We start from the raw sequence: 12,402 nt of genomic DNA, 5'->3' as shown, positions 1-12,402 counted from the left end.
TCGAGATCGCCGCTGCACCCTGCCAATGCCAGGCTGGCGGCGCGTTCTCGCTACTTCGACTCGGCTACCGCCGCCGTTGTTGCAGGCTGAAGCAGCGGTCCGATGCGCAAGGCGATCTCCTTGAGCTTCGGCACCGATTTCAACAGGTCCTCCAGACTCGCACGCGCCGTGGGTGCATGAACGGCCAACGCCGCGAGCACATGGCCATCCTCGACATTGCGCACCGGCACCGCGACCGCCACCATCCCGCGCACGAACTCCTCGTTGTCGACACCGATGCCGCGTATGGCGAGGCGGTCGAGTTCCGCTTCCAGCAGATCGACATCGCTCAGGGTGCGGTATGTCATCGATTTGAGCGGCAAGCGCCGGATGACGAGTCCGCGCTCGGTAGGCGTCATCTGCGAAAGAAACAGCTTGCCGCTGGCGGTGCAATGCATCGGGACGCGCGTGCCCGGTTGCAGATGCAAACGCAAGGGTTCGCTCGTCTCGACACGCTCGACGTACAGCACGGTATCGCCGTCGAGGACGGTGAGATTGCAGGTCTCGCCGAGTGCCTCCACGAGCGTGCGCAGCAGCGAGCGGCACGCCCGCGTAAACGTGCTGTTTGCGAGCGTGGTCAGGGCGAGTTGGGCAGCACGTGGCCCGAGCGCAATGGCGCGATCGGCTCCGCGCGAGTCCGGCATATGTGTGACGTAACCGCGTGCTTCAAGCGATTCGATCAGACGCATCAAGGTCGCCTTCGGAATCTGCAGACGTGAGGACAACTGGGAAAGTGACGACGGTTGTCCGGCGGACGCAAGTTGTTCCAGCACGCTGAGCGCGCGCAGGACGCGGGTGTCGTCGGCGGGCTCGCGAGCGGGTGAGGGGAGCTGCGTGGTGTCTCTCATTGTCCTTCCCGAGGCCGATGAAGGTGATGGCAGTCCGAACGGATCAGTGACAACCCGGATGAACGCGCACGGACAGATCGAATAGTGAAACGAAAAAGTCGGTTTTCGTACCGCTTTGTCCAATCGTAACCGGATTTGCTTGAAGTCGAAACTCTCATCCAATAAATTGGGACGAAATGATCCGGTTTTAAAAGAACTGAAATCGGCACGGAGACATCAATGGTTCGGAGTTTCGACTACGTGGTCGTCGGCGCGGGATCGGCCGGTTGTGTGCTGGCCAACCGCCTCTCTGAAAATGGCCGCTACTCGGTATGCCTGCTTGAAGCCGGTCCGCCCGACCGCTTTCTGTGGATCCATATCCCGATCGGTTATGGCAAGACCATGTTTCATCCGGTCTACAACTGGGGCTTCTACACCGACCCCGATCCAAACATGCACGATCGCAAGCTCTACTGGCCGCGCGGGCGCACGTTGGGCGGCTGCAGTTCCATCAACGGGCTGATCTACATTCGCGGTCAGAAAGAGGATTACGACCACTGGGCGGCACTCGGCAATCGTGGCTGGAGCTGGAAGGAGTGCCTGCCTTACTTCCGGCTGCTCGAACACAACGAACTCGGCGAGTCGCCGACACGTGGCGTCGACGGCCCGTTGTGGGCCTCCACGATCAAGCAGCGCCACGAACTCGTGGATGCGTTTATCGCTGCGTCGAATCGCCTGGGCGTCCCCACGGTCGACGACTTCAATCAGGGCGATCAGGAAGGGGTCGGATACTACCAGTTGACCACGCGGCATGGCTGGCGGTGTTCGACGGCCGTCGCTTACCTGAAACCCGCGCGCCGGCGTCCGAATCTGCAGATCGAGACCGACGCGCTGGCGTCGAAGATTCTCTTTGAAGGCACGCGTGCTACGGGTATTCGCTATGTGCAGCACGGCGAGGTGCACGAGGTGCGCGCGCACCGCGAGGTCGTGCTGACGGCTGGCGCGCTGCAGTCGCCGCAATTGCTGCAGGTGTCGGGCGTCGGGCCGGCGAAACTGCTCAATGAATTCGGTATTCCGGTGGTCGCCAATCGGGCTGGTGTCGGCGAAAACCTGCAGGACCATTTGCAAGTACGCCTGACTTATGAAGTGACGCGGCCGATCACGACGAATGACTTGCTGCACTCATGGACGGGCCGCGCGAAGATGGGGCTGCAATGGGCGCTGTTTCGCGAAGGGCCGTTGTCCGTCGGCATCAATCAGGGCGGCATGTTCTGCCGCGCCTTGCCGGACGAAGCCAAAACCCCTGACATCCAGTTCCACTTCTCCACGCTCTCAGCCGACACCGCAGGCGGCGATGTCCACGCGTTTCCAGGCTGTACCTATTCGATCTGCCAGTTGCGCCCGGAGTCGCGCGGCAGCGTGCGGATCCGCTCGGGCGACATGCATGACGCGCCGTCGATCCAGCCGAATTATCTGGCGACCGATCTTGACCGCCGCACGACGGTCGCGGGTGTGCGCTTCGCGCGCCGCGTGGCCGCCACGGAGCCCATGGCCTCCCTGATGAAACGTGAAGTGCGTCCTGGCCGGGAGGCGCAAAGCGACGATGAACTACTGCACTTTTGCCGCGAATACGGCCAGACGATTTTTCATCCGTCCGGCACCGCGAAGATGGGCGTCGCGAGCGATCCGGGTGCGGTGGTCGACGAACGATTGCGCGTGTATGGCACGCAAGGATTGCGGGTGGTCGATTGTTCGATCATGCCGACGCTGGTCTCCGGCAATACCAACGTCCCGATTGTGATGGTCGCTGAGAAGGCGTCGACCATGATCCTCGAGGATGCTCGCGCCGGCGATTGGCCGGCCGGGCAGGTGCAATCGCAGAGCATGGAAGCGCATCACTGACGCAAAGGCGGAAGCAGAAGCGAACAAAGAAGCGAATGTAGAAGCCGACGCAGACGCGAAGGCAGAAGCACCGAAGGGCAGAAGCACCGAAGCGAAGTCGCCGCAGGAAGTAAATCGATCGCTACCTGACTCGCTGCACTCGAAGTCGATAACAGCAGCGTGCAGGCGGCGAAATTCGTGCCCCCAGGAGGAGACAGACAGGGGCTCAAAAGTGCTGCGTTGCCGGGACGGCGCGCGGCCATCCATTGGAGGAGGCGCTATGGCAATCGATAAGCGGGTGATCCGCCGCGTTGCGTTCGCGAGCGTGATTGGAGCGACGGTCGAATGGTATGACTTTTTTCTGTACGGCGTTGTGGCCGGCATTGTGTTCAACAAGCTCTACTTTCCCGCCCACGATCCGCTCGTCTCGACGATGCTGGCCTACGGCACATTCGCCGTCGGCTTCATCACGCGGCCGCTCGGCGGCGTGATCTTCGGCCACTTCGGCGACAAGGTCGGACGCAAGTCCGCGCTGATTTGCACGCTCGTCATCATGGGGATTTCGACGGCGGGGGTCGCCTTCGTGCCGACCTTCAATCAGATCGGTATCTGGGCGCCCATTCTGCTGCTCTTCTTGCGCGTGTTGCAGGGCATCGGACTCGGCGGTGAATGGGGCGGCGCGGTGCTGATGGCCTATGAATATGCTCCGCCGAACCGGCGCGGTTTGTACGCAAGCTTGCCGCAGATCGGCTTGGCGATTGGCTTGTGCCTCGCGTCGGGCATTGTCGCGGGCATTTCCCGGCTGCTGCCGGAAGCGGCGTTTCTCTCGTGGGGCTGGCGGGTCGCGTTTGGCGCTTCGTTGCTGCTCGTGGTACTCGGCCTCTACATCCGCCTCAAGGTGATGGAGACGCCCGAGTTTCTCGCGCTCAAGCGCAACCGCCGCGACGTGAAAATCCCTTTCTTCGACATGATCACGCGCTATCGCGGTTCGGTGTTGCTCGGCATGGGTGCGCGCTGGATCGACGGGGTGTTTTTCAACATCTTCGCGGTGTTCATGATCGGCTACCTCACGCAACGTCTTTCGATGAGCAGGACGGAAGCACTCACCGGGGTGATGATCGCGGCGATGGTGATGTGCTTCTTTATCCCTATCTTCGGCAGGATGTCGGACCTGATGGGACGCGCGCGCGTGTATCGCTGGGGCTCGCTGATCTGCGGTGTTTCGGTGTTGCCGGCGTTCTGGCTGATGGAGACGCAGGCCGGCAACACGTTGGCCGTCTGGCTCGGCGTGGTGATTCCGTTCGGCATCTTCTATGCGATGGTTTATGGACCGGAAGCCGCGCTCTTTGCCGAACTGTTCGATCCAGAGGTGCGCTATACCGGCATCTCGTTCGTGTATCAGTTCTCGGGCATCTTCGCGAGCGGCCTCACGCCGATCATCGCGACGGCGCCGCTGCGCCTGAACGGTGGCAAGCCCTGGTATGTGTGCGTGTATGTGATTTTGTCGGCGCTGCTTTCGGCATGGGCCGCGCGCGCGGTGGAACGGCGTGCGAAACCGTTCGACGAGATGGCAACGGCGCGTTGACGGTACGGCTCGCCGGGTCGATGCGGACGAAGCGCTGCTCAAGGCGTCAGATTCTGTTTATAATAAAAACGGAACAAATCGTACCGAAAAATGAAGAATCGTCCGGCGCCGCCGAACGAACATCCCCGCAGTGGGGAGGAGAATGAAGTGACTGATATCGTGACTGGAAAACCCGACAGAATGGTCGCGGTACGTACCGTTTTCGGCATCGATTCAAGCTTGATGGTGCCCGCTTTCAGCGAGCGTGACGACCATGTGCCGGAGATCGACGAGGTCTATCGCTTCAATCCGGAAGTGACGCTGGCGATTCTGGCTGGTTTCAGCCGCGACCGCCGGGTGATGGTGCAGGGCTTGCACGGTACCGGCAAATCGACGCATATCGAGCAGGTCGCAGCGCGCCTCAACTGGCCGTGCGTGCGCGTGAATCTCGACGGCCATATCAGCCGCCTCGATCTGGTCGGCAAAGACGCGATCGTGGTGCGTGACGACCTGCAGGTCACCGAGTTTCAGGAGGGGATCGTGCCATGGGCATTGCAGCGCCCGGTTGCCCTGATCTTCGACGAATACGATGCGGGGCGTCCGGATGTGATGTTCGTGATCCAGCGCATTCTCGAACGCGACGGCAAGTTCACCTTGCTCGACCAGAATCGCGTGATTCATCCGCATCCGTACTTCCGCATGTTCGCCACTACCAACACGGTGGGGCTGGGCAATCTGAACGGTTTGTATCACGGCACGCAGGTGCTGAATCACGCGCAGATGGACCGCTGGAACGTGGTGGCGACGCTCAACTATCTGCCGCGCGCGGAAGAGGCCGGCATCGTGCTGGCGCGCGTACCGGAGCTCGCTGACGAGGCGGGACGCGCGCTGATCGAATCGATGGTGAGTGTGGCGGAACTCACGCGCAAAGGCTTTGCCGGTGGCGACCTGTCGACGCTGATGTCGCCGCGCACGGTGATCAACTGGGCGGAGAACTGCCAGATTTTCCGCGATCCGGCGATGGCGTTTCGTCTGACCTTCCTGAACAAGTGCGATGAGGCCGAGCGCTCGATCGTGGCCGAGTATTTCCAACGCTGCTTCGGCACTGAACTTGAGGCTGGTGCCGGTGCTGACGCCGACGCCGACGCTGAAGACCACGCAGCGGGCACCTGCTGATGGCGTCGGAATTGCGGCAAGCGACCCTCCGTGCAGAGCAGCGTGAGGCCCTGTGCGCGGCGACCGTGCGTGCCCTCACCGGCGACGCCGCGTTGCATTACCGTGAGGGCCGTTTGTGCCGCGACTTGCGGCCGTTGCCGTTACACGCGCCGCATCTGCGCACCGACCCGCAGCAAGACGATTTCACCTCTTTGCGCGGCGCCGCCGATGGTGCGGCCTTGCGACTCATGCATTCCGACGCGGCATTGCACAGCCGGTTATGCCCGACCGATCGCGTCGAACGCCTGGTGTTCGAACTGCTCGAGCAACTGCGGTGCGAAACGCAGACCCCGCCTGGCATGGCGGGCCTGGTGCAGAATCTGCGCGATCGTTTCGAGGCCTGGTCGAAGGCTTTCTACCGCTCCGGGCTTGCCGAGGACCATCTCGGCATTCTTCTGTACACGGTGGCGCAGATTGCGTGGTCGCGCCTGACTGGCTGGCCGGTGCTCGAACAGACTGAAGGCCTGATCGAAGCCACGCGTGCGGCCATCGTGCCAGTGCTGGGCATGTCGTTGGCGGGCTTGCGCCGGCATCGGCAAGAGCAGGGCGCATTCGCTGTCCATGCGCTCGAGCTGGCGAGGCTAGTGGGCGACATGATCCGCACCGCCCGCGCCGAGGCGCTGGACGATGCCGAGGATGACCCCCAGGAGAACGACGACAAAGCCCCGCGTACAGCGTTTTCGCTCTGGTTCGACGTCGAGGACGACGAGTACAAGGACATGGCCGTCGCGCTGACTGGCAAAAGCCGCGTGCTCGAAGCGTCGGAGCAGGGCTATCGCGCGTTTACCACGCGCTATGACCGCGAGATCGCGCCTGGCACGCTGGTCCGCAAAGCCTTGCTTAGCGAGTTTCGCGAACGGCTCGACGAACGCGTCGCTGCCCAGGGCATCAACGTGGCGCGGCTTGCGCACGCGCTGAAGGCGGCGCTGGCGATCTCGCAACGAGATGGCTGGTCGTTCGGTGAAGAACACGGCCGCATCGACGGACGGCGCCTCGCGCAACTGGTCAGTTCTCCCGCTGAACGGCGCCTGTTCCGGCTCGAGCGGAACACGCTCATGGCGGACTGCGTGGTCGGCTTCCTGATCGATTGCTCGGGCTCGATGAAAGCGCATATCGAGCCGGTGGCGACCATGGTGGACATCCTCACGCGCGCGCTCGACCAGGCGGGCGTGACCACCGAGGTACTGGGCTTCACCACCGGCGCCTGGAACGGCGGCCGTGCGCGGCTCGACTGGCTGGCGCACGGCCGGCCGCCGCATCCGGGCCGGCTCAATGAACTGTCTCATCTGGTGTTCAAGGACGCCGACCGGAGCTGGCGGCGCGCTCGCGCCGATATTGCCGCCCTCTTCAAGGCGGACCTGTTTCGCGAGGGCGTGGATGGCGAAGCGGTCGACTGGGCCTGCGGGCGTCTCGTCGCCCGTCCGGAGGCGCGCCGGATCCTGATCGTGATCTCGGATGGCAGCCCAATGGATAGCGCGACGGGCCAGGCCAACGATGGGTTCTATCTCGACAACCATCTCAAGGCCGTCGTGGCGCGCCATGAAGCCTCGCGCGACGTGGAGGTGCTGGGTTTGGGCGTCGGGCTGGACCTCAGCCCGTATTACCGCCGTTGTCTGGCGGTGGACCTATCCGTGCCGCCCGACATGAAGCTATTTGCGGAGATTGTTGGTTGGATCGGCGCACGCGCTGGAAGGCGCGGCAGCAGGTAGGCGATCCTGCGGCTTTAGAGGCACAACTGCCGCAGCGAACATGGGATAAGCGACCAACCGATCACCACCAGCACCCCGAACGCGGCGCGCCGCGTGGCCACCGCCGAGCGCGGCGGCGGGTCATGACGCAAGCGGGGTAGTCTGTGCATCCAGCGACGCCTCCGCGGTTTGCGCCTGTACAGCAGTCACCGCGATCACGAAGTAGATATCGTCCGCACTGCACCCACGCGAAAGATCGTTGGCCGGCTTCTTCAGGCCCTGCAACAGGGGGCCGATTGCCTTCGCATCGCCGATCCGCTCGGCCAGCTTGTAGCCGATATTGCCGGCCTCGAGGCTGGGGAAAATCAGCACGTTGGCGTGTCCGTGCACCTGCGAGTGCTCGATCTTGCGCATCGCGATCTCGGAGACGAGTGCTGCGTCCAGTTGCACGTCACCGTCGATCGCGAGATGCGGACGCTGGGCCCTCACCTGGCGCGTCGCTTCCACGACTTTGTCGACTGCCGCGTGGTGAGCACTACCGCTGGTCGAAAATGACAGCATGGCCACTCGCGGTTCTTCCATCAACAGGCTTTGCGCGCTGTCGGCCGCCGCCATCGCAATCTGGGCCAACTCACCGGCGTCCGGGTCCACCACCAGCCCGCAGTCGGAGAAAATCAGGCCGCCTTTGAGCGTGTGGAATGGCTCGCATAACATCATCAGAAAGAAGCTCGACACGAGCTTGAAGGACGGATGGATGCCGATGATCTGGATCGCCGTGCGGACCACGTCGGCGGTTGTGTGGACGGAGCCGGCCACCGAGCCGTCGGCGTGACCGAGCCGTACCATCAGGTTGGCGAAGCAGAGGGGCTTGAGGATCTCCTCTTTGGCTTCGTCCAGCGTCATGCCTTTCTTGCTGCGCAGTGCGAAGAGTTTTTCGCTAAAGGACTCGGCGAGCGGCGAAACGGCAGGGTCTACTAACTCCATGCCGGACAGTTCGATGTTCTGCTCGGCAGCCGCCGCGCGAATGCGCCCGCTCGGGCCTACCAGCACGATGCGGGCAATGCCTTCACGCGTGGCGCGTTGCGCGGCCTCCAGCATGCGGGGATCTTCCGCTTCGCACAGCACAATGCGTTTTGGCGAAGTGCGGGCGCGCTCGATGATGCGATTGATAGCTTTCATGGCACTCAGCGGCGGTCACAGTTGAAAAAGAGGGGAGCAGCAAACGAAGGCGGCGGGAGGCGAAGCAAGCAGCCAACGAATGCGGCGCGAAAACTAAAGATCCGAAAACTAAAGATCCGAAAACAATGCGACGAGAAACAAAGAGACCGAAAACAAAGAGAGCGAAAACAAAGAGACCGAAAACAAAGAGAGCGAAAACAAAGAGACCGAAAACAAAGAGACCGAAAACAAAGAGACCGAAAACAAAGAGACCGAAAACAAAGAAGCCAAAAACAAAAAGACCAAAACAAAGAAACCGGAAACGGCAGGGGAAGCCCCGTTTCCGGCCCGCCGGGCAGCGGGAATTCATCTCCCGGCGCCCGGACCGTCAGACAACGGACGGATCAAACATAGTCCTTGTACTTGTCCAGCAGGCGCACCGGCTTGGCCAGCGCATCGCGGCGGAACGGATCGCCGAGTTCGCGGGTGCACATGATCTCGATGATGGTGGTCTTGCCGTGGTTCATCTGTGCATCGATTGCACGCTTCAACGCCGGGCCGACATCCTCGAGCCGGTCCACCGTGACACCCTCGGCGCCCATCGCGCGAGCGATGCCGGCGAAGCTCTGATTGTCGAGTTCACCCGCGACGAAACGGCGGTTGTAGAAGTCGACCTGGTTTTTCTTCTCGGCGCCCCATTGCCGGTTGTGGAAGACCACCGCGGTGACCGGAATGTTGTGACGCACGCAGGTCATGGTTTCCATCAGGCTCATGCCCCATGCGCCGTCACCCGCATAGGAGACCGCAGGGCGATGCGGTGCCGCCACCTTGGCGCCGATGATGGTGGGGAACGCGTAGCCGCAGTTGCCCCAGCTCATCGCGGCGAAGAAGCTGCGCGGCTTTTTGAATCGCAGGTAGCTGTTGGCCACGGAGTTGATGTTGCCGATGTCGGTGGAGACCATCACGTCGTCCGGCATGGCCTTTTCGAGCTCGCGCAAGACCTGGCGCGGGTGCAGATAGGTGCCGCCGCCGGGCGTGCGCTCGCCTTTCTGCTCTTCGATCATGTCCAGGCTGTAGGGGTCGCGCTCATGCGTCCAGCCATCCAGCTCCTTCTCCCATGCCGCCTTCTCGGCGGCGATTTCACCGGCGCGTTCTTCACGCGAGGCGTCGCAGGCGAGGGTGCGGCCTTCGAGGCGCTGCGTGAGTGCAACCGCGGCGGCCTTGGCGTCGCCGCAGATGCCCACGGAGATCTTCTTCACCAGGCCGAGCATCTTGTGGTCGGCGTCGATCTGGATGATTTTTGCGTTCTGCGGCCAGTAGTCCATGCCGTGCTGGGGCAGCGTGCCGAACGGTCCCAGACGCGAACCGAGCGCGATTACGACGTCGGCGCGCGAGATCAGCTTCATCGCTGCCTTGGAGCCCTGATAGCCGAGCGGGCCGCACCACAGCGGGTGATCGGCGGGGAAGGAGTCGTTGTGCAGGTAGCTGTTGACGACCGGCGCGCCCAGACGCTCGGCAAGCGCCTTGCATTCCTCGATCGCATCGGCCATGACCACGCCGCCGCCCGAGATGATGACGGGGAATTTGGCCTGGGCGAGCAGTTCGGCTGCTTCGTTCAGGCGTTGATCGCCGCCGGGGCCGCGGTCGAGGCGCTGCGGCTGCGGAATCTCGGCCTTGATCTGGCCGTAGAAGTAGTCGCGCGGAATGTTGAGCTGGGTCGGGCCCATCTCGGCCAGCGCGCGGTCGAAGCAGCGGCCGGTGAATTCAGCCATGCGCGCGGGATGGGTAACGTGCCCCTGATACTTGGTGAACTCCTGGAACATGGGGAGTTGCTTCGCTTCCTGGAAGCCGCCCAGACCGATGCCCATGGTGCCCGCCTCGGGCGTGATCATGACCACGGGGCTGTGCGCCCAATAGGCCGCGGCGATGGCGGTCACGCAATTGCTGATGCCCGGGCCGTTCTGGCCGATCACCACGCCGTGGCGGCCCGACACGCGGGCATAGCCATCGGCCATGTGGCCGGCGCCCTGTTCGTGCACCACGGGGATGAGGCGGATGCCGGCGGGCGCGAAGATGTCCATGGCGTCCATGAAGGCCGAACCCATGATGCCGAACATGTCGGTCACGCCGTTCGCGGCCAGGGTTTCGACAAACGCTTCTGACGGGGTCATGGCCTGCGGGCCGCTGATGGGGGTGTGATCGCTCATGGGGTTGTCTCCGCTGTTTAATGAAACCGGAACAATTTGTTCCGAAAAGTGGTTATCTAAAATGTAGAGCATGCACCTGTGATGGTCAATAGGTGATGCGATGAAAACGGTACAATTTGTCTCGAAAATTAATGAATGCGATGCTGCGTGGGATGCATGGGTGTGCGGCTCAATCCCAAGGCAGCGAATAGGTCTTCACGTTGGTGAAGCTTTTCATCGCCTCCTGGACACCTTCCTTGTAGCCAAGCCCCGAATCCTTGATGCCGCCGAACGGCGTCAACTCGAGCCGGTAGCCGGGCACTTCGCGTACGTTCACACTGCCCACCTCCAGTTCGGCGATAAAGCGCGTGATGTAGTCGAGGCGATTCGTGCAGACCGAAGACGAGAGCCCGTAGTCAGTCGAATTGGAAATCCGGATCGCGTCGTCGATATCGCGAAAGCGGATCACCGGTGAGACAGGGCCGAAGGTTTCGTACTTGACGAGCGGCATGTCCGGGCTCACGTGATCGAGAACCGTCGGCGAATACAGCGCGCCTGCGCGGTGATTGCCAAGCAGCAAGGTTGCGCCGCGGCTGATCGCATCGTTCACCTGGGCTTCGAAGAATTTCGCTGCTGCTTCGTCGATGACGGTGCCCATGTCGGTCTCCGGATCGGCGGGGTCACCGTAACGGATGGCCCGGGTCTTCTCCACGAGCAGGCCCACGAAACGGTCGGCCACCGCCTCATGCACCAGAATTCGCTTGATCGCGGTACAACGCTGCCCGGAGTTCTTGTAGGAGCCGGAGACCGCGAGCGTGCTGGCTTCGTCCAGATCGGCGTCTTCCATCACGATGATCGGATCGTTGCCACCGAGTTCGAGCACCGCGCGTCGATAGCCTATCTTGCTGGCGATATATTTGCCGATCTGCACGCCGCCCGTGAAAGTGATCAGATCGACGTGTTCGTTCGTGATCAGTTCGTCGGCGATCTCTTTCGGGTCGCCGGTGATGACCTGCAGCATTTCCTGGGGCAGGCCGGCTGCGTACAGGATGTCCGCGAGCAGGTACGTGGACAGCGGCACCTTTTCAGAGGGTTTGACGACGATACGGTTGTTGGTCGCGATGGAGGGCACGATTTTGTGCGCAACCTGATTCATCGGATGGTTGAACGGGGTGATCGCGGAGATGACACCGAGCAATGGATCGCGCTGGGTGTAGACGCGGCGCTTCTTGCCGTGTGGCGTGAGATCGCAGGAAAACACCTGGCCGTCGTCCTTCAGCGCTTCATTGGCGCCGAACGTCATGACGTCGGCGACGCGGCCTGCTTCGTAGAGCGAGTCTTTCTTGCACAGGCCGGACTCGGCGGTGATCAGATCGGCGATTTCTTCGGTACGCTGACGGACCATGTCGGCCGCACGCAGCAGGATCTGTGAGCGCTCGTAGCGCGTCAGCCGCGCACGATACTGGTGTGCCCAGGCAAAGGCGTGTTGCACGTCGGCAAGCGTCGCTTTGGGCACCGTGCCGACCAGGTCGCCGGTATAGGGATTGAAGACTTCAATGATCTCCGCGCGCCGGATTTTTTCTCCACCGATGCGTAGCGCTTCATGACGCACCTGCGGCAACGGCCAGACTTTCGCGATTGAATTCATACTGCCTTCCAGCGATAACAGACAGCTGAAGTATTGGGGAGGGGACCGCTAGCCGCGTAGTACCAGCCGCCGCCAATCGCTGAGTCCAAGCTGGTGTGGCGCGCTGCACTGCGCTGCCGCTAATCCCCTCGTCGCGGTTTGCGCCTCGAACCCGATTAGTGCGGGGACGCCCCGCGCAATGGGAAAACGCGGCCGC

The 12,402-nt window shown here is 62.4% G+C and carries 8 protein-coding genes; 4 read left to right on the top strand and 4 right to left on the bottom strand.

The features are described from left to right. Positions 1-50 precede the first annotated feature (50 nt). A complete protein-coding gene (locus tag PQQ96_RS12100; RefSeq protein WP_408291878.1) occupies positions 51-887 on the bottom strand; it encodes an IclR family transcriptional regulator in 837 nt (278 codons plus the stop codon). 219 nt (positions 888-1,106) lie between these two features. On the opposite strand from PQQ96_RS12100, the gene PQQ96_RS12095 reads away from it, so the two are divergent. The 4 genes from PQQ96_RS12095 (at position 1,107) to PQQ96_RS12080 (ending at position 7,235) form a co-directional block, all read left to right on the top strand. After that, positions 1,107-2,768, top strand: coding sequence for a GMC family oxidoreductase (locus PQQ96_RS12095; protein WP_408291876.1), 1,662 nt, complete (start codon positions 1,107-1,109; stop codon positions 2,766-2,768). Between the two features lie 259 nt (positions 2,769-3,027). Next, complete coding sequence (locus PQQ96_RS12090; protein ID WP_408291874.1) at positions 3,028-4,332, top strand: MFS transporter; 1,305 nt, start codon at positions 3,028-3,030, stop codon at positions 4,330-4,332. Between the two features lie 147 nt (positions 4,333-4,479). Further along, positions 4,480-5,487 carry an AAA family ATPase gene (locus PQQ96_RS12085; protein WP_408291873.1) on the top strand — a complete coding sequence of 336 codons (1,008 nt, stop codon included), beginning with the start codon at positions 4,480-4,482 and terminating at the stop codon, positions 5,485-5,487. Then, positions 5,487-7,235, top strand: coding sequence for a cobaltochelatase CobT-related protein (locus tag PQQ96_RS12080; RefSeq protein ID WP_408291872.1), 1,749 nt, complete (start codon positions 5,487-5,489; stop codon positions 7,233-7,235). Before PQQ96_RS12085 ends, PQQ96_RS12080 begins: the two co-directional genes overlap by 1 nt. Positions 7,236-7,355: 120 nt before the next feature. On the opposite strand, the gene pta is transcribed toward PQQ96_RS12080, so the two are convergent. The 3 genes from pta to phnY form a co-directional block, all read right to left on the bottom strand. After that, complete coding sequence (gene pta / locus PQQ96_RS12075; protein ID WP_408291870.1) at positions 7,356-8,393, bottom strand: phosphate acetyltransferase; 1,038 nt, start codon at positions 8,391-8,393, stop codon at positions 7,356-7,358. Positions 8,394-8,776: 383 nt separating this feature from the next. Further along, a complete protein-coding gene (gene xsc, locus PQQ96_RS12070; RefSeq protein ID WP_408291869.1) occupies positions 8,777-10,579 on the bottom strand; it encodes a sulfoacetaldehyde acetyltransferase in 1,803 nt (600 codons plus the stop codon). A gap of 169 nt (positions 10,580-10,748) precedes the next feature. Beyond that, the gene (phnY, locus tag PQQ96_RS12065; RefSeq protein ID WP_408291867.1) at positions 10,749-12,206 is read right to left on the bottom strand and encodes a phosphonoacetaldehyde dehydrogenase; all 1,458 of its coding nucleotides are present in this window, start codon (positions 12,204-12,206) and stop codon (positions 10,749-10,751) included. Positions 12,207-12,402 lie beyond the last annotated feature (196 nt).

The sequence above is a fragment of the Paraburkholderia sediminicola genome, from assembly GCF_046027825.1.
GTDB lineage: Bacteria > Pseudomonadota > Gammaproteobacteria > Burkholderiales > Burkholderiaceae > Paraburkholderia > Paraburkholderia sediminicola_D.
Note: the sequence above shows the minus strand (reverse complement) of the source record. Positions and strands in the feature narration are given on the sequence as shown.